Below are 19,100 nucleotides of genomic sequence, written 5' to 3'. Positions count from 1 at the left end.
TAATAAATGTATTAAGTCGATGTGCTAGCTAATTTAACGGCTAGTATAAATTTGATCGACTAAACCATATTCTTTAGCTTCATTCGCAGATAAGAAACGATCACGTTCAGTATCACGATTAATCTCTTCGATGGATTTACCTGTATGCAGTGCCATCAATTCATTCATTCTAGATTTTACTTTCAGAATTTCCTGAGCGTGAATTTCAATATCTGTTGCTTGGCCTTGATAACCACCTAAAGGTTGGTGGATCATGACACGAGAATTAGGCAAGCAGAAGCGTTTGCCTTTTGTTCCAGCCGTTAGTAAGAAAGCACCCATTGAGCAAGCTTGCCCCATACAAATAGTACTAACATCTGGTTTAATAAATTGCATGGTGTCATAAATTGACATACCCGCAGTGATCACACCGCCGGGGGAGTTGATGTATAGCTGGATATCTTTTTCTGGATTTTCTGCTTCCAAAAATAGCATCTGTGCGACGATTAAATTCGCCATATGATCTTCCACCTGACCAGTCAGGAAGATAATACGTTCTTTTAACAGACGTGAGTAAATATCGTATGAACGTTCACCCCGAGAGGTCTGCTCAATGACCATTGGCACTAATGCCATTTGGGATGCTAGCTTTTCCTGACCGCCAAAATGTGACATCAAAATCTCCTATTAAAAACTTTCTGGTGCTTGCGCCTAATTTGCTGTCTACCCGACTTTAGGGCAAAAATGCTGCCACAAACAAACAATTTGTCTTTAAATTTTCTGTCTCTTGCATATATTCGCTCACTTTTTATTTCGTCTGACTTAATTTAAGTATTTCAGAAAAGTGAGTTTCAACGATGCTAATTATGCAGCAGAAAATAGACGCTCTATAAAATAGTTTAACACAAGTCTGTAAGGATTCACTGATTTGTGCTTTCAGATTAAACCGTATCTAACCGATAATAACGGTATAAATACCTTGAATATAATACTGTAATATTCATATCAAGATTAGGGCATAAATATTATTTTCAAGGCTATTTTATTCTTATTGACAAAAAACCCGTAGCGCAACACTACGGGTTTATCATTTGAACAACTCAAAAAGTAAAATTAACCAGCTTGAACTTGGTTCATCAACTCAGTGAAATTAGTTTCTTTCTCTGTGACTTTAGCAGCTTCAAGAACTTTTTCTACTGCTTGTTCTTCTAATGCTAAGTTACGAACACTATTCATCAGTTCATTGTTTTTGCTGTAGTATTCGATAACTTCTGACGGATCTTCGTAAGCTGATGCCATTTCTTCGATCAGTACTTTAACGCGATCTTCATCAGCTTTCAGTTCGTTTGTGCTGATCACTTCGCCTAACAGCAAACCAATAACAACACGACGTTTAGCTTGTTCTTCAAACAATTCACGAGGAAGTTCCATCGCTTGCTGTTCGTTGCCACCAAAACGTTGAGCCGCTTGACGACGTAAAACGTCGATTTCACCATCAACAACTGCTGCTGGAACTTCGATATCGTTGGCATTAACCAAACCATCTAGAACTTGAGCTTTAACACGGTTACGTACCGCATTTTTCAGTTCACGTTCCATATTTTTACGGACTTCTGCACGCAGGCCTTCCAGTGTGCCATCAGCAATACCGAAACGTTTAATAAACTCTTCAGTAAATTCTGGTAGTTCACGCTGTTCAACTTTCTTCAGAACGATTGCAAATTTTGCAGCTTTACCTTTTAGGTTTTCAGCATGGTAATCTTCTGGGAAGTTAACTTCGATATCAAACTCTTCGCCAGCTTTGTGACCAACAACGCCATCTTCAAAGCCAGGGATCATACGGCCTTCGCCCATGACCAGTGCGAAGTCTTCAGCTTTACCGCCTTCAAACTCTTCACCGTCAATAGAGCCAGTAAAGTCGATAGTGATACGTGAATCAGCTGTTGCTGCTTCAGACACTTCAGCCCACTGAGCTTGTTGTTTACGCAGAGTTTCCAGCATGTTTTCCAGATCTTCATCTTTAACGGAAACAACTGGTTTTTCGACTTCGATAGTTTCCAGACCTTTCAGTTCAATTTCTGGATAAACTTCGAATTCAACAGAGTAAACAAAATCTTGACCATCTTCGAGCATTTCTGGCTTATAGCTAGGTGCACCCGCTGGATTGATTTTTTGTTCAACAATAGCGTTGATGAAGTTACGTTGCATAACATCGCCCAGAACGTCTTGCATAACAGACGCGCCGTAACGCTGTTTAACGATGTTCATTGGTACTTTTCCTTTACGGAAACCATCAACACGAACTTTCTTCGCGACGCTGACCAGCTCGCTGTTTACTGCTTTATCAATATCGGCAGCAGGAACGGTGATTGTTACACGACGCCCAAGGCCTTGAGTCGTTTCAACAGAAACTTGCATCTTTTTACCTCAAAAAAAATCTTAGTGATCGGTCTACTCCAGAGTTATGCCATTAAATTTTAATGACCTTCTCCCTTCCAGAACCGGGGGCGTTGTTTTCACAACGGTCATCCCTGATATCAGAAGCGTCCCGAAACCTTACTGAAAATTAGACGCAACATTATACCGATGCATATGCTCTGAGTCGAGAAAAGCCGATAAAAGAAGCAATTATTCCTCTTTATTTGTGACTTTTCTGACTAAAAAATTCATTCTTCAAGAGAATTGAAGAAAAAACATTCATCAATATAAAATAACGTCATCATAAATTGAGTGAATTATCACATCAGAATGACAGCAAAACAGTCAACGAGTCAATCACCCGCTTGTTTTACCACCACCACGACATGCCGGTGAATTTAATGCAGTATCTGTTAATTCGCTCCACTCCAACGGAGTATAGGTATGGAGCGCTAAAGCATGAATGCTCCCGGCTAATTCGTCCGCCAAAATAGCATAAATTTCACGATGACGGGCAACCATACGTTTATTTTCGAATTTTTCACTCACCAAAATTACTTTAAAGTGGCTTTCTGAACCCGGGGGGACATTGTGCTGATAGCTCTCATTAATAACTTCAAGATGAGTGGGGTCAAAGGCTACATGCAATTTTTGCCTAACCCGAGATTGCATGTCCAGTGGTGAATTCGTATCCATAAAAATAACTCCTTTATTAACCCTAAATTTTACGTTTTTTTTGTTATCTTTTTTGTGGCGATAGTGGAAAATCACTCTCCAATGGTATGATAGTTGTCCGATTTGGCGAATTTTTCCTGAAAATGTTGCCTAATCATTCAAGAAATCCGTCAACATGGTACTATGCTCAAAATAGCTCGAGTTTCAGTTAGGTAATTGCATTTAATCAAGATCGCAATAACTCGATGTACTATGGGTAGATCATAAGTTGCACCATAACGGAACGTACTCAATTAGGAAAGATGAACTGGAAAAATTATGTTAAGAAAACTTTGTTTTCCACTTTTTGCACTATTTCTTCTAGCAGGTTGTGCAACAAGTAACAATACTTTATCGCTTGAGCCCAAGATTACACTGCCAGCGAGAAATCCAACACTGAATGCCACTTCAATTAGCATCAGCAGTATCGACAATAGAACATCAAAATCACTATCTGAAGTTAACCGGAATGGTGCTTTGGTCGTATTATCACCCTCACGCGATCCGCGTTATTTAATGCAGGAAGCCGTGGAAAAACAAATGGCTGCACGTGGCTTCATGGTATCGTCACCCGCAAATGTTAATTTAGTGGTACAGCTAAACCAATTGAATGCTCAGGTCACTGAAGGTAACTTACGTCATAACATTACTGTCAATTCGAGTGTTACAGTGAATGCAACAGCACCAAATGGTTCCACAAAATCACGGACGTTTACACGTAACTACAACAATCAAGAGCTGTTAGGCGCAAGCAATGACAAGATAGAAAAAGCAATCAATACAGCATTGACTGATTTGATAACAGATATGGCAAACGATCAAGAATTGACTCAGTTTATCAAACAAAATTCTCGATAATTGAACTTCACTACTCCTCTGAATGCATAACCAGTTGTTATGGTCACACTGACAACTGGTTATTAAACATACACTCAATATTTAATAAGATAGCGAACCTATAGGAAGATTATGTCCCGCGTTTTTTTACCCAATACTGCCATTTTAATCCTATTAGGTTTCGTCTCTGGCCTGCCTTTAGCCCTTACGGCGGGAACATTACAAGCTTGGTTAACGGTTGAAAACATTGATATTAAAACTATCGGTTTTTTTTCACTTGTCGGCCAAGCTTATGTTTTAAAGTTTCTTTGGTCTCCTATGATGGATAGGTATACGCCACCATTCCTTGGTAGGCGTAGAGGCTGGTTGATAACAACACAACTCCTTCTAATTATTAGTATTGCAGCCATGGGTTTTATGAACCCGTCAGAACATTTATGGTGGCTAGCAGCACTGGCTGTCTCAGTGGCTTTCTTCTCTGCATCACAAGATATCGTATTTGATGCTTACAAAACGGACTTATTAAGCGCAGAAGAACGCGGGTTCGGCGCAGCAGTTTCTGTTATGGGTTACCGCATCAGCATGCTAGTTTCCGGTGGGTTGGCGTTATGGATGGCGGATAAATTCCTCACATGGAAACAACTCTACTTGCTCATGGCGGGTTTGATGTTGATTGGTGTTATTGCCACACTACTCGCCAAAGAGCCAGAAGATAACGGTGCGGCACCCACCTCATTAAAAGATGCTATTTACGAGCCATTAGCTGAATTCTTCAGTCGTAACAATGCATGGTTAATACTATTGCTATTGGTTTTTTATAAAATGGGCGATGCCTTTGTAATGGCCCTCAATACTAACTTTTTACTTAATGGTCTTGGTTTTAGCTTAAGTGAAGTCGGTGCAGTTAATAAAACTGTTGGTATGACCGCCACTATTATAGGGGCGCTGTTTGGTGGTTATTTAATGCGAAATATGAGCTTATTTAAAGCTCTATTTGTCTTCGGTATTTTACAAGGCGTTTCCAATATAGGTTACTGGTTCCTTGCCGTAACACCACCCAACATTATCAGCATGGGTTCAATTATTTTTCTGGAAAATATATTTTCAGGAATGGGTACTGCAGCATTTGTTGCCCTACTAATGACCTTATGTAATAAGTCATTATCAGCAACACAATTTGCACTGCTATCTGCACTTTCCGCTGTTGGGAGAGTCTATATAGGACCTGTTGCTAGTATTTTTGTCAGCACCTATGGCTGGCCAATGTTTTATTTAATTTCAATTTTCGTTGCTGTGCCGGGTATTTTGTTATTACTTGCCTGTAGAACCTCATTGATTTATACCCAAACCACAGGGTTATTCCAGCGTCGAGAACAATATGCTAAAGCATACAAGGCCGCTGTTTATTCTCTCATTGTTGCTATCAGCATTCTTGCAATTTGGTTACTAATTTTATTAGTGACTGCTTTCTCGCCCATTAAAATCTATCTATTCACTTCTCATATATCATTGTGGCTTGCCCTACCCGATTACCAAAACATGATATTCAATGCAGGTGTCAGTATTGGTGGAATAAGTTTAATCGTTGGCGGGTGCCTTGATTTCTTTGCTGTACGTAAAATAGTTAAGAAATAAATTATTAATCAAAGAAACCAACCCGGAGTGTAACTAATTCACTCCGGGTTTTTTGATTTCAAAATCAAGATCCGACTAGCAAATTTTGACACTAAAACGAATAAAAAGTGATTAATATAACTTAATTATTTAAATTAATTTCTTATTTGTAGATCAAAAGCCTAACATCCATAATTCAATGGATGGTTGAAATTTGGATAGCATCAATAATAACCAAAGCAAATAATTAAGTGAAAATTATATATTATGAAAAAACTTATCTACGTCGCTGCTGTTGCATCTTTAGCAGGAACAGCTAATGCTGATGACTTTCTTGGCTACCAAAATGGTTTCGCGGATATCAATATCAACTATTTAGACTGATCTCATCGTACCGAAACTAAATCAGAAAACACTACACGAAAAAAAGATTTTGCCTATATTGAGTTAGAAGGTGGCGCTAACTTCAATTGGGGAGAGTTGTATGGCTTTTTCGATGTAGAAAACCCATTTCACAAACGCCGTACAGAGCCAGGGCGTAATCAGCGTTATACAATAAAAACCACTGGACGTTATTATTTAGGGGATAGAGGTTTTAACCTATATGGTCACGTTTATGGTACTTGGTCTATGCCCGGAGCTAAATATGGTGGTAATTTCCATGAAGTTAACACCCTATATGGTTTAGGCTACAATACGTTAATTGGTGATGTCTGGTTCAAGCCATTCATCGCAATGCACTATGTTGATCAAACATATTACTCAGGCAATAATGGCTATATATTAGGCTGGGTAGCAGGCTATGGATTTAAAATGTATGAAGAAGATTTCATGATCACTAACTGGACAGAAATGGAATTCACACGCCATAAACGTTATGGTAATGGTGGTCGCGATGGTGTGAATGGCGCTCTCGCATTTTGGTGGAATGCGACACCAAACTTATCAGCGGGCATTCAATATCGCTATGCCGATAATAAATTAGGTGATGATTTTTATCAGGATGCAATCATTTATACATTAAAGTATACATTCTAAATACGTAGAGAAAACTTTCTAAATAAATAAATAAAAATCAAAATTTTCAATTCATTATAATAAAATTAACGACATTTAGTCGATAAGGTAGTTTTAATCGCCTTATCGCTAGAAAATTTATATTTCAATCTGAAATTTCATTTAAAACCTATATCAGTTTCTTTATTTTCATCTCACTTTTGTACATATTTTTCTTTGATAAATGACAAGGATACTTTACTATTACCACTGTTTTTTCTAAAGACAGATATAATCTACTTAACTGTTAACTTTTTTATTATGATTTCGTCACATGTGATCATATTAACATAAAGAGCTAACAATCCCATTTCTTTACCTTACAATTGTTTACACTAACATAACCTTACCGTAGAATGCCCCCACTGATGAAACGACAATTAGAATCTTTGTCATTTGGGGTCGTGGATGAGACTTATGAACTACAAAAAAAGCATTGGAGCAATCTCGCTGGTTGCTGCTGCCTTATTATTAGGCGGTTGCGATATGGTGTTGATGGATCCTAAAGGCGCCGTTGGCGTTAAACAGAAAGAGCTGATTCTTATTGCAATCGGCTTAATGCTCGTTGTTGTGATTCCTGTTATTTTCATGTCAATTATCTTTGCCGTGAAATATCGTGAATCCAATAAATCAGCAACCTACCGTCCAAATTGGTCTCACTCTAATAAAATTGAGTTAGTCTGTTGGACTGTTCCTATCATTATCGTCATCATTCTAGGTGCTATCACTTGGAAAACGACTCATGAGCTTGATCCTTATCAGCCATTAGTTAGTGATCAGGAACCTGTCACCATTGAAGTTATTTCCGCTGACTGGAAATGGATATTTATTTATCCTGAGCAAGGTATCGCGACAGTTAACGAAATTGCGTTCCCTACTGGTGTCCCTGTCAATTTCAAAATTACGTCTGATTCGGTGATGAACTCGTTCTTCATTCCATCTTTAGGTGGCCAAATCTACGCAATGGCAGGAATGCAAACTAAGCTTCATTTGATCGCTAATGAACCAGGCACTTATAAAGGATTTTCTGCAAGCTATAGTGGCCATGGTTTCTCCGATATGAAGTTTAATGCAATTGCAACTCAAGATCGCCAAGGTTTTGATGAGTGGGTTCAAAAGGTGAAAGCCTCACCAAAAACTATGGATACTATGCAAGCTTTCGACGAAGTCGCTAAGCCGAGCACAAACGTTCCTGTTACCTACTTCTCTAGCGTGAAACCTAATCTGTACCAAGACATTGTTCTCAAATTTGGTCATGAGCACCATAAAGGTCACGCACCTGTAGAGTCGAAAGATGAATCTGCAGGTCATTCTATGCATATGAGCCACTCTGCTCATACAGGCACTGAGGAATAAGGGCATGTTCGGAAAATTAACACTGGATGCAGTTCCGCTCCATGAACCTATTATCGTTGTCACACTAATTGCTATCGTCATTGGCGGCTTAGCGCTTGTGGGTGCGATCAGTTACTTCGGTAAATGGAAATGGTTGTGGAAAGAGTGGTTAACAACTGTTGACCATAAAAAAATCGGTATTATGTATATCATCGTAGCGATAGTCATGTTGTTCCGCGGATTTGCGGATGCCATCATGATGCGTGGTCAGCAGGTTCTTGCCTCTGCAGGCCAAGAAGGGTTTTTGAACCCTCATCACTATGACCAAATCTTTACAGCTCACGGCGTTATCATGATTTTCTTCATGGCTACGCCATTTGTTGTTGGTTTAATGAACCTTGTTGTGCCACTACAAATCGGTGCGCGTGACGTTGCCTTCCCATTCTTGAACTCATTAAGCTTTTGGTTCTTCGTGGTTGGTGTCGTGCTGATTAACTTATCTTTAGGGGTAGGTGAATTCGCACAAACAGGTTGGTTAGCTTATCCGCCGTTGTCCGGCTTGGAGTACAACCCTGGTGTCGGGGTCGATTATTGGATATGGAGTCTCCAAATATCCGGTATCGGTACGCTACTAACGGGTGTTAACTTCTTCGCAACTATCATTCGCATGCGTGCGCCTGGTATGTCGATGATGAAGATGCCTGTATTTACTTGGGCAGCTTTCTGTACCAATATTTTGATTATCGCAGCCTTCCCTATTCTGACTGTGACAATCACACTGCTGACATTAGACCGTTATCTGGGCACCCATTTCTTTACCAATGATATGGGCGGCAACATGATGATGTACATCAACCTGATTTGGGCCTGGGGCCATCCAGAGGTGTATATTCTTGTTCTGCCAGTGTTCGGAGTGTTCTCTGAAATTGCAGCAACGTTCTCGAAAAAACGTCTGTTCGGCTATACCTCACTGGTATGGGCAACAATCGTTATTACTATCATGTCGTTCATTGTTTGGCTTCACCACTTCTTTACGATGGGGTCCGGTGCGAACGTCAATGCCTTCTTCGGTATAGCAACCATGATTATTGCAATCCCAACAGGGGTTAAGATCTTCAACTGGCTGTTTACTATGTATCAAGGCCGTATCGAGTTTAAATCGCCAATGCTGTGGACCATCGGATTCATTATCACCTTCTCTGTTGGTGGTATGACGGGTGTTCTTCTTGCTGTTCCTGGTGCTAACTTCGTTCTACACAACAGCTTGTTCTTAATTGCTCACTTCCATAACGTTATTATTGGTGGTGTTGTGTTCGGCTGTTTCGCTGGTCTGACTTATTGGTTCCCGAAAGCTTACGGCTTCACTCTGAACGAAAAATGGGGTGTTCGTGCCTTCTGGTTCTGGATCATCGGTTTCTTCGTTGCATTTATGCCGCTGTATGTTCTTGGCTTTATGGGTATGACCCGTCGTATAAGCCAAAACATTGACCCAACTTACCACACAATGCTAGTAGTGGCTGCATGTGGTGCTGCGCTGATTGCTATCGGTATTGCATGTCAAGTTGTCCAAGTCATCGTAAGTATCCGTGATCGCCATGAAAACCGTGATTTAACGGGAGATCCATGGGGCGGACGTACTCTTGAGTGGGCAACCTCTTCACCACCGCCTTTTTATAACTTCGCTGTCGAACCACACATCCAAACTCGTGATGCTTGGTGGGATATGAAAGAAAAAGGTACTGCTCACAAGCAACCTACTGAATATGAAGAAATTCATATGCCAAAAAATACAGGTGCAGGCGTGATTATTGCTGCATTCAGTTTGATATTTGGTTTCGCAATGATTTGGCACATCTGGTGGCTAGCAATCGTTGGTTTCGGTGGCATGATTGTTACTTGGATTGCAAAAAGCTTCGACGAAGATGTTGATTACTACGTACCTGTGGCTGAAATCGAAGAAATCGAGAATAAGCACTTTGAAGACTTACGTAAGGCAGGTGTGAACGATGTCAACTAACACTATGACTAATCATAATGCAGCCCATGCAGAGCATGGGCACCACGATGCTGGTGGTACTAAGGTATTTGGTTTCTGGGTTTACTTGATGAGTGACCTGATACTGTTTGCCTCTTTATTTGCTACTTATGTTGTTCTGGCTGATGGCACTGCTGGCGGCCCTGAAGGTAAAGACATTTTTAGTCTGAAGTTCGTTTTAGGTGAAACATTCTTACTGTTATTCAGTAGTATCACTTATGGCTTCGCTATGCTAGCAATGCATAAAGGTAAAATCGCCTCAGTCAATCTTTGGCTGTTTGTGACTTTCCTATTAGGCCTTGGCTTCGTTATCATGGAAGTCTATGAGTTCCATGAACTTATTGCAGAAGGCTTCGGACCTGACCGTAGTGGCTTCCTATCTGGCTTCTTTGCTCTGGTTGCAACTCATGGTATTCACGTTACTTGTGGTCTAGTTTGGATTATCATTATGATGATTCAAATCTCACGCCGTGGCTTAACCGAAGTTAACCAAACTCGCCTGAACTGCTTAAGCTTGTTCTGGCACTTCTTAGACGTAGTTTGGATCTGTGTATTTACCGTTGTTTATCTTCTGGGGGCAATTTAAATGAGTCACGCAAAAGATGCTCATACTGGAGCAAGCCACGGTAGCATGAAGACTTATGCGATTGGTTTTATTTTATCAGTCATCTTGACGGTAATACCTTTCTGGATGGTTATGGAAGGTACAGCATCCCAAGCTGTTATTCTTTGGACTGTTGTCGGAATGGCTGTTGTGCAGATTCTCGTACACTTAGTCTGCTTCTTGCACATGAACACATCATCAGATGAGCGCTGGAACCTGATTGCATTCCTTTTCACTTTGCTAATCATCGGTATCGTTGTCATTGGCTCTCTGTGGATTATGTACAACCTGAACATCAATATGATGCTCGACTAAAGAGTTGCCGATATGTTTAAGCAATACCTGCAAGTGACCAAACCAGGAATTATTTTCGGAAATTTAATTTCTGTGATCGGCGGTTTTCTACTTGCCTCAAAAGGCACTATCGATTACCCGCTGTTTATTGCGACTTTGCTGGGTGTATCACTGGTCGTCGCTTCTGGTTGTGTTTTTAACAACTACATCGATCGTGATATCGACCGTATCATGGAAAGAACTAAGAATCGCCCTTTAGTTAAAGGGCTGATTGACCCGAAAGTTAGCCTGATTTACGCCACTGCATTAGGTATTGCTGGCATGCTGCTACTACTTGTAGCAGCAAATGCTCTAGCAATGCTACTTGCGGTGATTGGTTTCATCGTTTATGTAGGTGTTTATAGCCTATATATGAAACGTAAATCGGTCTATGGCACATTGATTGGAAGCTTATCTGGCGCAGCTCCACCTGTTATAGGTTACTGCGCAGTCACAAATGAATTTGATACAGGTGCACTTATCCTGTTATTGATATTTAGCTTGTGGCAGATGCCTCACTCATATGCCATCGCAATTTTCCGTTTTAAAGACTATAAAGCAGCTAATATTCCGGTTCTACCCGTTATCAAGGGAATCTCTGTCGCGAAGACACATATTTTCTTGTATATTTTAGCATTTATGGTCGCAACACTGATGTTGACTATCAGCGGATATGCTGGTTATAAATATCTAATTGTAGGTGCAGCAGTTAGCCTTTGGTGGCTTGGTATGGCAATTTCCGGCTTTAAAACCGAAAATGATGACCGTGTTTGGGCTAGAAAACTATTTGTCTTCTCCATCATTGCAATAACTTCATTAAGCATAATGATGTCAGTTGATCCTATAGTTTCGCACGATACTGTTATAGCCTTAGTTAAGTAATTTCTAACTAGTTACTCCTAACGGCAGGCTTGTCCTGCCGTTTTTATTTGGTATTCAATGCTATTATCCATTTTTATTTGACTAATCTACCTATCCTATTGAATAGCTTTTATGATTAAATAGCTGCTGTTTATCTGTAATCGCTAGATAATACCTTTCTATACTCTAGATAATTTGGATTTGATTTGCATATAGACGATAAGTGAAGATAGGTGGCGGAGCATAGATAAACTATGTCACTCGGCTAACTGAGCGCAGTCAATGACCATGTAAATTAAGGTATGGCGAATACATAACTGGAATTATAATCAGTAACATTCTAAGCCATTGTAACCAGAAAACAAATAATTCAGCTATTAAACTAACATTGCTATTTGGCTCAATGGACTAAATTTTTACCTCTATGAAAATACGCTACAACTTAAAAAGTCATGAGTATAGATGCTCTAAATAGTTAAAGTTGTAGCAAGGCGGCAAGTGAAACTAATTTTTAGGATCATAGATAACTACATGATTAAAGTTAGTGCATGAAGCCATCGTAGCTACAGTTTGAAGTATGACGAGTATTTATGAACGATAACAAAATGACCTCCTCCGAATTACGTGCGACATGGGGGTTAGGATCTGTTTTTTCCCTACGAATGCTAGGGATGTTTATGGTATTACCCATTATCACCAGCTACGGAATACAACTTAAAGATTCAACTGAATTTTTAGTCGGTGTAGCAATTGGTATTTATGGATTAAGCCAAGCCATTTTCCAAATTCCGTTTGGCTTAATGTCTGATAAAATAGGACGCAAGCCATTAATTGTATTTGGACTGATAATTTTTATTATTGGTAGCATAATAGCCGCACTTAGTGATTCGATATGGGGGATCATTATTGGTCGAGCACTACAAGGAGCAGGAGCAATTTCTGCCGCTGTCATGGCTCTATTATCTGACCTCACTCGCGAACAAAACCGAACTAAAGCCATGGCTTTTATCGGTATAAGCTTCGGTATTACCTTCGCTATTGCACTAGTTCTTGGTCCAATTATCACCCATTGGGTTGGAATTAGTGGGCTATTTTGGGGTATTACTTTACTCGCTGCTGGTGCAATTATTGTAACGCTCTTTGTCGTCCCGAATGGTAATCAACACATCACTAATCGTGAATCTGCCTTCGTTAAAGGAAATTTACGTGCGGTTCTTACTCATCCACAATTACTTAAATTGAACTTAGGTATTTTAAGCTTACATACATTGCTTATGGCTAGTTTCGTTGCACTTCCTTTAATCATGGCAAATGCCGGATATCTAGCAAAAGATCACTGGAAAGCTTATCTCATTACCATGTTGATTGCATTTATCTCTGTACTACCTTTTATTATCTACGCTGAAAAACATCGCAAAATGAAGCAAGTGTTTCTATTTTGTATCATTTTACTCGCGTTGGCGGAAATAACTTTATGGTTATCCGGAAATCATTTATGGGTGATATTTTTAGGACTTCAACTGTTTTTTATCGCCTTTAACATTATGGAAGCTATCCTACCTTCGCTTATCAGTAAAGAAGCTCCCGCGGGTTATAAAGGAACAGCAATGGGTGTTTATTCCACCAGCCAATTCCTCGGTGTAGCAATCGGCGGGATACTCGGAGGATGGCTATATGACACTGATGGTGCTGGTGCAGTATTTATTGGTGGATTATTGTTAACTATCATTTGGTTCATCGTGAGCTTAACAATGCAGCAACCACCCTATGTCAGTAGCATTCGATTAGAATTACCAAATAACTATACCAATGTAGTTCGGTTACAAGAAGAGCTGGCTTATCAACCGGGTGTCATGGATGTTGTCGTTATCGCACAAGAGCAAAGTGTCTACATCAAAGTAGATAGAAAAGTAACGTCAAGGGAGCAGCTTGAAGCTATAATTCAAGCTCACTAACAATAAGATAATGGGCCCTTCATAATTCGGGCCCTATAGTGAATCAGTCGCGGAAGTTATTAAACTGAAAAGGCTGACCTAGATCACTCGAACGCATCAGCGCCATAACAGATTGTAAGTCATCACGTGATTTACCCGTCACACGAACTTGTTCGCCTTGGATCTGTGCTTGAACTTTCAATTTGCTGTCTTTGATTGATTTAACAATTTTCTTGGCGATTGCAGCTTCAATCCCTTGCTTCAAAGTCACTTCCACACTGTAGGTTTTACCACTGTGAACTACTTCGTCAGGAACATTGAGTACAGCACCATCAATACCACGCTTAGCCATTTTTTCACGCAAAATATCCAGTAGCTGCTGTACCTGAAAATCGGATTCACTCGTTACTTTGATGGATTCATTTTTATCATTTAGCTCAAAGCTTGCTGTCACATTTTTAAAGTCCCAACGGGTGGTTAATTCACGTTCGGCATTTTCAACCGCATTACGGACTTCATTCATTTCTACTTCGGATACAATATCAAATGATGGCATGGTTAAGATCTCCAGATAATCAATGTGATGCATGATATCCTCTTTCCATTAACAGCAAAAGCACTATACTGGAAATATGAGTTTACATGTGTCTATATTCGTCATACTTCAAGTTACATAGAGTGTTGTCAGTGCCAGCATGGTACTAAAGCGAACTATTCGAATCATATCGTTTTCGATATATCTAGAATATATTTGCTTTTTACCTACTTGTAACTTGGGTTATTTAGAGTATATATCACTCTATATTCAGAGGGGTAATATGAAAATAACACTTATTGGTTGTGGTGCAATTGGGAAATTATGGCTTGCAGCATTAACTCAAAAAGGTCATGAAGCACAAGGCTGGTTACGTGTAGCTCAATCTGACGTATTTGTTGATGTGAACAAGCCCGATGGTAGTGTTTTTCGTGAGTTACTCCCTTGCAATAACATGAGTCATTTAAATCAAAGTGAATTCATTATCGTCTGTTTAAAGGCTTGGCAAGTATCTGGGGGGTTGCTACCTTTACTTCATCATATACCTGAAACTAGCCCTATTTTATTACTTCATAACGGTATGGGAACACTCGATGAATTAGGAACTCTACGTCATCCTTTTTTATTCGGTGTAACCACTCATGGAGCTTGGCAAAATAACAACCAAGTTTTTCATGTTGCTAATGGTATAACCCATATTGGCGCAGCTAATCTACTTGCTGAACCCTATTACCCTATTGCCGATATACTGCATGAAGCTTTACCCGATGTGGCATGGCATAACCAAATTTTAGCAACTTGCTGGCGAAAACTTGCCGTTAACTGTGTGATTAATCCCCTTACGGCTGTTTATGATTGTAAGAATGGTAAGTTAACCGATTATCCAGAACAAATTCAGCTACTGATTGATGAAATATGCCAAGTCATGGCGATGGAAGGATTGCATACAGATAAAGCCCTGCTTGTCAGCTATATTTATGACATCATTCAAAGTACCGCAGATAACTACTCTTCTATGCTGCAAGATATTCGTAAAAAACGACGTACTGAGATTGATTACATTACAGGGTACCTAATTAAACAAGCGAGATCATATGGCCTCAATACGCCAGAAAATGATCGCTTGTACCACTTAATTAAACAACAGGAAGAACAAAATGACGGCTTCAGTGCTGATATGCATCACCAATGGTAGCGAAGAAATAGAAATCGTTACTACAGCGGACTTATTAGTTCGAGCGGGTATTAATGTCACACTCGCTAGTGTAACTGAAGACGGCTCTTTGAATATCAAAGCATCAAGAGGAATAAAAATCGTTGCAGATATCCCACTAATTAATGTAGCAGATGAACCTTTCGATGCGATTGTCCTCCCTGGAGGGCTTACAGGTGCTGAAACCTTTAGAGATAGCCCACTAGTAGTCGAAAAAGTTAGACGAATGCATCTTGATGGTAAAATCGTTGCAGCAATCTGTGCTGCACCTGCTGTCGTATTGGAATACCACCAACTATTTCCTCTTGGTAATATGACAGGGTATCCCGCATTAGAACATCAAATTGCTAAAAATAAATGGGTTGATAGGCGGGTTTATTTTGATGAACGCGTTAATCTACTCACGAGCCAAGGGCCAGCAACTAGCTTTGATTTCGCCCTAAAGCTTATTGAATTGCTAGCTGGTCGAGATATTGCAGCAAAAGTAGCCTCAGAGCTGGTTCTTCCACCAGGCATTAATGATTATCTCGAAAATTAACCTGAACTGTGGATAAGAATTGAATTAAACGCCCAATCACTGATCAGACAATTCGATTATAAAATCAATAATTTCAATTACTTAATCAAGAGTTAGTCTAGAGAAAATACACCATTGGACGTCCACATCATCCAATTTGGATCCGTTTTAGGATAAATGGTTTGGCGAGTTTTATAGTTTACTGATTCAAGGAAAAAAGCCGATACGGTATTCACTGTATCGGCTCTAATTTATCGGATAATACTTTTACGGGCGATATACCTTCACATTAGTGAAGCCTTGCTCATGCAAGTAAAGCGCTTGTAAGCGACTCATCACACCACGGTCACAATATAATAGATAGGTTTTATCTTTTGGTAAGTCACCAAATTGCGTAGCTAATCGATAAAATGGAATATGTTTGACTTCGATACTGTCAATTGATAATGGCTTATCTTCATGCTCATCTGGTGAACGGATATCTAGGATAACCTCATTTTCGGTCGAAAGTTCACTAACCATTTCCACTTCTGCCACTTGCTCACGGCTTTCTAGTGCAATTTGGCGAATATCAATGTTTTGAGCCTGTGCTACGACTTCATCCAAGATACTAAAATCAAAGTTATCCTCTTCTTCTTCGATTTTAGCTTTAATTGCCTTAACAGTCGGACTTTTCGAAATCACACCACAATATTCAGGCATAGTTTTAGCGAAATCTTCCGTACCAATTTGGCGTGCTAATTTGATGATATGTTCTTTATCATGTGAAATTAGTGGTCTTAATACTAAGGTATCAGACACATTATCAATTAGGCGTAAGTTAGTTAGCGTTTGGCTAGAGACTTGCCCTAATGCTTCTCCGGTCACAAGTGCCTGAACGCCATAACGCTCGGCAACTTTAGACGCTGCACGTACCATCATACGTTTCAGTATGACTCCCATTTGGCCATCTTCGACTTTTTCAAGGATTTCAGCTACAACAGGTTCGAAGTTTACGGCGATAAAGCGAACTTTATGTGAGCTACCAAAACGATTCCACAAGTAGTGTGCAATTTGCTTGACACCAATTTCATGGGCAGCACCGCCTAGATTGAAGAAGCAATAATGAACACGGCAACCACGACGCATCAACATATAGCTGGAAACGCCCGAGTCAAAACCACCAGAGAGCAGTGATAATACATCTTCTTGGGTACCGATTGGAAAGCCGCCAATACCTTCGTAACGAGCTTTAACGAGGATCAGTTTATCATCTTCAATCTCTAAATGTACGGTTGTATCTGGCTGTTTTAGTCTTACTTTTGCAGATGGAATGTGCTGATTGAGCCCACCGCCAATATAACGCTCAGCTTCAATCGAGGTAAATTCATGTGTCCCTTTACGTTTTACTCGCACACAGAAAGTTTTATTTTCCAATGAAGCAGCATAAGACTCGTACACCATTTCATAAATGTGGTGTAAGTTGGTAAAGGGTTTATCTTCGACTTCTAAGACATGGTGAATACCCGGAATACGCGTTAGCATGTCACAAATTTCGTCGTGCGTTGTTTCCCCTTTAACACGTACTTCAATGTTATCCCAATGACGGACAACCGCGATTTCTTTACCCGAGGATTTAAGTACATTACGGATATTGCTGGTAAGGATTTTAATAAAACGCAGCCTAACGCTCTGGCTTTTGATAGTAATTTCTGGGAATAACTTAATGATAAACTTCATAATAGCAGCATGTTAATATTATAGGGGCAAGCGAACGTATTTTAAAAATGACACACGCACAGGTTACCAATTGTCAATAAAGAGGCGCATTATAGCACTATCTTGCGTGCTGAATCTAAAAACACCAATAATAAATTGTATCCACAGCGAGACTACGCTAGTCTGCTAAACTAATAACCCCCCCTAATTCTATGATTTAACATTTGTGGTTGAAGAACGATGGCTAAAGAAAAATCTCAACAAGCTCCTGTAGTTAGCTTTGAAAATTCACTTAAAGAACTTGAGGAAATTGTTTCTCGTCTTGAGTCTGGCTCGCTACCACTTGAAGATGCACTCAATGAGTTTGAGCGTGGTATTAAAATCGCTAAAGAAGGACAAAAAGTCCTTCAACAAGCCGAACAACGCGTTCAAATCTTACTTAGTGATGATGAAAATAAAGCCCTTGATAATTTTTCACCTGATATCGAATAAATTATGTCTGAACAACACATTGATAGCTTCACATTACAGCAGCAACAAGCACATGAGCGTGTTAACCAATATATATTAAGCGCCTTAGATGCACTCCCTTTTTCAGATCTACCTCTCGCTGCAACAATGAAACATGGTGCATTGCTTGGCGGTAAACGCTTACGCCCATTTTTAACCTATACTGTAGGTACAATGCTTGGTGTGAAGCAAGATAATCTAGATGCCCCAGCAGCTGCTGTTGAGTGTATTCATGCCTACTCATTGATTCATGATGATCTTCCTGCCATGGATGATGATGATTTACGTCGTGGACAACCGACTTGCCATATTAAGTTCGGTGAAGGCAATGCGGTTTTAGCCGGTGATGCATTACAGACCTTAGCATTCCAATTGCTTTCATCTGGTGCGATGCCCGATGTTACAGATAAAAATAGAATTGCCATGTTATCAGAACTTGCTTATGCGAGCGGTTTAGCAGGTATGTGTGGCGGACAAGCATTAGATCTTGATGCAGAAGGTCGGCGAATCGATCTTACTGCTCTTGAGCGAATTCATCAGCATAAAACGGGCGCATTAATACGTGCAGCCATTCGTATGGGCGCTTATGCTGCTGGAGATAAAGGTCGCCAAATATTACCAGCTTTAGATAAATACGCTGAATCCATCGGCCTTGCATTTCAGGTACAAGACGATATTTTAGATGTGATTGGTGACAGTGAAGTGACTGGCAAACGCCAGGGAGCTGATGCTGAGCATGAAAAAAGTACTTATCCATCTTTACTCGGGCTTGAAGCGGCTCAAGAAAAAGCCCGTGAACTGTATTATAATGCATTAGATGCCTTAAAAACTATTGAGGCACAAGGCTATAATACACAAACCTTAATAGCCCTAGCTAATTTCATTATTGAACGCAAAAGCTAATAAC

The 19,100-nt window shown here is 39.9% G+C and carries 17 protein-coding genes and 1 pseudogene; 13 read left to right on the top strand and 5 right to left on the bottom strand.

The features are described from left to right. Positions 1 to 33 precede the first annotated feature (33 nt). The 3 genes from clpP to bolA all read right to left on the bottom strand — a co-directional run bounded on the left by clpP (position 34) and on the right by bolA (position 3,093). Positions 34 to 654, bottom strand: a complete 621-nt coding sequence (gene clpP, locus OOA_RS16835) for an ATP-dependent Clp endopeptidase proteolytic subunit ClpP (RefSeq protein WP_008913374.1) — start codon at positions 652 to 654, stop codon at positions 34 to 36. A gap of 438 nt (positions 655 to 1,092) precedes the next feature. Continuing rightward, on the bottom strand, positions 1,093 to 2,397 hold the full coding sequence (gene tig / locus OOA_RS16830) for a trigger factor (protein ID WP_008913373.1): 1,305 nt from the start codon (positions 2,395 to 2,397) through the stop codon (positions 1,093 to 1,095). A gap of 357 nt (positions 2,398 to 2,754) precedes the next feature. After that, positions 2,755 to 3,093, bottom strand: a complete 339-nt coding sequence (gene bolA, locus OOA_RS16825; protein ID WP_008913372.1) for a transcriptional regulator BolA — start codon at positions 3,091 to 3,093, stop codon at positions 2,755 to 2,757. A gap of 297 nt (positions 3,094 to 3,390) precedes the next feature. Between bolA and OOA_RS16820 the strand changes: the two genes are divergently transcribed. The 9 genes and pseudogenes from OOA_RS16820 to OOA_RS16780 all read left to right on the top strand — a co-directional run bounded on the left by OOA_RS16820 (position 3,391) and on the right by OOA_RS16780 (position 13,741). Beyond that, positions 3,391 to 3,969 carry a YajG family lipoprotein gene (locus OOA_RS16820; RefSeq protein ID WP_008913371.1) on the top strand — a complete coding sequence of 193 codons (579 nt, stop codon included), beginning with the start codon at positions 3,391 to 3,393 and terminating at the stop codon, positions 3,967 to 3,969. Between the two features lie 111 nt (positions 3,970 to 4,080). After that, complete coding sequence (gene ampG / locus OOA_RS16815) at positions 4,081 to 5,583, top strand: muropeptide MFS transporter AmpG (RefSeq protein ID WP_008913370.1); 1,503 nt, start codon at positions 4,081 to 4,083, stop codon at positions 5,581 to 5,583. 246 nt (positions 5,584 to 5,829) lie between these two features. Next, a pseudogene (locus OOA_RS16810) lies at positions 5,830 to 6,600 on the top strand (nucleoside-specific channel-forming Tsx family protein). A gap of 426 nt (positions 6,601 to 7,026) precedes the next feature. Continuing rightward, positions 7,027 to 7,974, top strand: coding sequence for a cytochrome o ubiquinol oxidase subunit II (gene cyoA, locus OOA_RS16805; RefSeq protein WP_040691820.1), 948 nt, complete (start codon positions 7,027 to 7,029; stop codon positions 7,972 to 7,974). A 4-nt stretch (positions 7,975 to 7,978) separates the two neighbouring features. Next, positions 7,979 to 9,970 carry a cytochrome o ubiquinol oxidase subunit I gene (gene cyoB, locus OOA_RS16800; protein WP_008913367.1) on the top strand — a complete coding sequence of 664 codons (1,992 nt, stop codon included), beginning with the start codon at positions 7,979 to 7,981 and terminating at the stop codon, positions 9,968 to 9,970. Further along, complete coding sequence (locus tag OOA_RS16795; RefSeq protein WP_008913366.1) at positions 9,960 to 10,574, top strand: cytochrome o ubiquinol oxidase subunit III; 615 nt, start codon at positions 9,960 to 9,962, stop codon at positions 10,572 to 10,574. Before cyoB ends, OOA_RS16795 begins: the two co-directional genes overlap by 11 nt. Further along, positions 10,575 to 10,907, top strand: coding sequence for a cytochrome o ubiquinol oxidase subunit IV (locus OOA_RS16790; protein WP_008913365.1), 333 nt, complete (start codon positions 10,575 to 10,577; stop codon positions 10,905 to 10,907). Positions 10,908 to 10,919: 12 nt separating this feature from the next. Beyond that, entirely contained in the window at positions 10,920 to 11,807 is an 888-nt protein-coding gene (cyoE, locus tag OOA_RS16785; RefSeq protein ID WP_008913364.1) for a heme o synthase, read from the top strand. A 569-nt stretch (positions 11,808 to 12,376) separates the two neighbouring features. After that, positions 12,377 to 13,741, top strand: a complete 1,365-nt coding sequence (locus OOA_RS16780) for an MFS transporter (protein WP_008913363.1) — start codon at positions 12,377 to 12,379, stop codon at positions 13,739 to 13,741. Positions 13,742 to 13,784: 43 nt separating this feature from the next. On the opposite strand, the gene OOA_RS16775 is transcribed toward OOA_RS16780, so the two are convergent. Next, positions 13,785 to 14,276: a YajQ family cyclic di-GMP-binding protein gene (locus OOA_RS16775; RefSeq protein WP_008913362.1), complete on the bottom strand. Its 492-nt coding sequence runs from the start codon at positions 14,274 to 14,276 to the stop codon at positions 13,785 to 13,787. A 262-nt stretch (positions 14,277 to 14,538) separates the two neighbouring features. Here OOA_RS16775 and panE point away from each other — a divergent pair, with 262 nt between their 5' ends. Both panE and yajL read left to right on the top strand, forming a co-directional pair. Then, on the top strand, positions 14,539 to 15,450 hold the full coding sequence (panE, locus tag OOA_RS16770) for a 2-dehydropantoate 2-reductase (RefSeq protein ID WP_008913361.1): 912 nt from the start codon (positions 14,539 to 14,541) through the stop codon (positions 15,448 to 15,450). Further along, complete coding sequence (yajL, locus tag OOA_RS16765; RefSeq protein WP_008913360.1) at positions 15,413 to 16,006, top strand: protein deglycase YajL; 594 nt, start codon at positions 15,413 to 15,415, stop codon at positions 16,004 to 16,006. Before panE ends, yajL begins: the two co-directional genes overlap by 38 nt. 246 nt (positions 16,007 to 16,252) lie before the next feature. Here yajL and thiI read toward each other — a convergent pair whose 3' ends face one another. Next, positions 16,253 to 17,704: a tRNA uracil 4-sulfurtransferase ThiI gene (gene thiI, locus OOA_RS16760; RefSeq protein WP_008913359.1), complete on the bottom strand. Its 1,452-nt coding sequence runs from the start codon at positions 17,702 to 17,704 to the stop codon at positions 16,253 to 16,255. 219 nt (positions 17,705 to 17,923) lie between these two features. Between thiI and xseB the strand changes: the two genes are divergently transcribed. Then, entirely contained in the window at positions 17,924 to 18,175 is a 252-nt protein-coding gene (gene xseB, locus OOA_RS16755) for an exodeoxyribonuclease VII small subunit (protein WP_008913358.1), read from the top strand. Between the two features lie 3 nt (positions 18,176 to 18,178). Next, complete coding sequence (gene ispA, locus OOA_RS16750) at positions 18,179 to 19,096, top strand: (2E,6E)-farnesyl diphosphate synthase (protein ID WP_008913357.1); 918 nt, start codon at positions 18,179 to 18,181, stop codon at positions 19,094 to 19,096. Positions 19,097 to 19,100: the final 4 nt, after the last annotated feature.

It is taken from the genome of Providencia burhodogranariea DSM 19968 (assembly GCF_000314855.2).
Classification (GTDB): Bacteria; Pseudomonadota; Gammaproteobacteria; order Enterobacterales; family Enterobacteriaceae; genus Providencia; species Providencia burhodogranariea.
This window is presented reverse-complemented; position numbering and strand designations above follow the sequence as displayed.

Coding starts and splice junctions, on each gene's coding strand:
- OOA_RS16775 (WP_008913362.1), bottom strand. CDS start 14,276: ATGCCATCATTTGATATTGTATCCGAAGTAGAAATGAATGAAGTCCGT.
- cyoE (WP_008913364.1), top strand. CDS start 10,920: ATGTTTAAGCAATACCTGCAAGTGACCAAACCAGGAATTATTTTCGGA.
- thiI (WP_008913359.1), bottom strand. CDS start 17,704: ATGAAGTTTATCATTAAGTTATTCCCAGAAATTACTATCAAAAGCCAG.
- bolA (WP_008913372.1), bottom strand. CDS start 3,093: ATGGATACGAATTCACCACTGGACATGCAATCTCGGGTTAGGCAAAAA.
- clpP (WP_008913374.1), bottom strand. CDS start 654: ATGTCACATTTTGGCGGTCAGGAAAAGCTAGCATCCCAAATGGCATTA.
- OOA_RS16795 (WP_008913366.1), top strand. CDS start 9,960: ATGTCAACTAACACTATGACTAATCATAATGCAGCCCATGCAGAGCAT.
- ispA (WP_008913357.1), top strand. CDS start 18,179: ATGTCTGAACAACACATTGATAGCTTCACATTACAGCAGCAACAAGCA.
- ampG (WP_008913370.1), top strand. CDS start 4,081: ATGTCCCGCGTTTTTTTACCCAATACTGCCATTTTAATCCTATTAGGT.
- OOA_RS16790 (WP_008913365.1), top strand. CDS start 10,575: ATGAGTCACGCAAAAGATGCTCATACTGGAGCAAGCCACGGTAGCATG.
- cyoA (WP_040691820.1), top strand. CDS start 7,027: ATGAGACTTATGAACTACAAAAAAAGCATTGGAGCAATCTCGCTGGTT.
- cyoB (WP_008913367.1), top strand. CDS start 7,979: ATGTTCGGAAAATTAACACTGGATGCAGTTCCGCTCCATGAACCTATT.
- tig (WP_008913373.1), bottom strand. CDS start 2,397: ATGCAAGTTTCTGTTGAAACGACTCAAGGCCTTGGGCGTCGTGTAACA.
- yajL (WP_008913360.1), top strand. CDS start 15,413: ATGACGGCTTCAGTGCTGATATGCATCACCAATGGTAGCGAAGAAATA.
- xseB (WP_008913358.1), top strand. CDS start 17,924: ATGGCTAAAGAAAAATCTCAACAAGCTCCTGTAGTTAGCTTTGAAAAT.
- panE (WP_008913361.1), top strand. CDS start 14,539: ATGAAAATAACACTTATTGGTTGTGGTGCAATTGGGAAATTATGGCTT.
- OOA_RS16780 (WP_008913363.1), top strand. CDS start 12,377: ATGAACGATAACAAAATGACCTCCTCCGAATTACGTGCGACATGGGGG.
- OOA_RS16820 (WP_008913371.1), top strand. CDS start 3,391: ATGTTAAGAAAACTTTGTTTTCCACTTTTTGCACTATTTCTTCTAGCA.